A 1,132-nucleotide genomic window follows, 5' to 3' on the forward strand; every position below is an offset into this window, starting at 1 on the left:
GGCAATGACCGATGTTGCTCTTGACCGAACCCAGCGCGCAGTAGCCCGTCTTCTGCGTGTAGCGGCCGAAGGAAGCCTTCAATGCCTCGACCTCGATCGGATCGCCGAGCTTCGTGCCGGTGCCGTGCGCCTCGACGAGCTGGATACCCCCCGGATCGATGCCGAAGCGGTCGTAGACCTCCAGCTGCAGCCGCGTCTGCGACTGCGGATTCGGCGCCGTGATGCCGTTGGTCTTGCCGTCCTGGTTGACTCCCCAGCCCTGGATCACGCCGTAGACCGGATCGTCGTCGCGCTGCGCGTCGGCCAGCCGCTTGAGCACGACCACGCCGACGCCCTCGCCCGGCACGAAGCCGTTCGCGCGCTGGTCGAACGCGAAGCAGCGCCCGTCCGTCGACAGCATGCCGGCCTGCGCGGTCTTGATGTGCATGTCCGGCCCCGACGCGACGTAGACGCCGCCGGCCAGCGCGATTTCGCTCGCGCCCGAACTCAGGCTGTCGCAGGCCTGGGCGATCGCGACCAGGGACGAGGAACAGGCCGTGTCGATCGCGACGCAGGGACCTTGCAGATTGAAAAAGTACGAAATGCGCGCGGCCAGGATGGAACTCGCGTTGCCGGTGAAGCCCTGCGCGGTCAGGCGCTGCTCGGTCGCGAGCAGCTGGTAGTCGCCGGTCGCACAGCCGGCGAACACGCCGCAGCGCGTGCCCGACAGGCTGCGCGTGTTGAAGCCGGCGTCCTCGATCGCGTGCCAGCAGGCCTGCAGGAACAGGCGCTGCTGCGGGTCCATGTATTCCGCCTCTTTCGGCGAAATGTTGAAGAACAGCGGATCGAAATGGTCGAACCCGTCGAGCAGGCCCATCCAGCGGCTGTTGCTGAGTCCCGGTGCCGGCGCGCCGGGCCGGTAATAGCGCTCCATGTCCCAGCGTTGCGGCGGAACCGCGCCGATGCAGTCGCGGCCCGCGGCGAGATTGCGCCAGAACTCGGCCAACGTGGCCGCCTGCGGGAACTGGCCGGCCATGCCGATCACGGCGATCGGCTCGCCGGCGCTGCTGCGTTGCGTAGTCGTCGACGCAGCCGCCGGCGCCGCCTCGGCGGCGAGCGCACGCAGGCCTCGCGCGGCCTGGCGGCGCGGACG

At 69.3% G+C, this 1,132-nt stretch carries 1 protein-coding gene; it reads right to left on the bottom strand.

Annotation, left to right across the window (positions count from 1 at the left end):
- Window positions 1-1,132 (bottom strand): beta-ketoacyl synthase N-terminal-like domain-containing protein (locus NON22_RS24630; RefSeq protein ID WP_257389617.1); only part of this gene is annotated, 1,132 nt, incomplete at both ends.

Origin of the sequence: Tahibacter caeni (assembly GCF_024609805.1) — a bacterium.
Lineage (GTDB): Bacteria > Pseudomonadota > Gammaproteobacteria > Xanthomonadales > Rhodanobacteraceae > Tahibacter > Tahibacter caeni.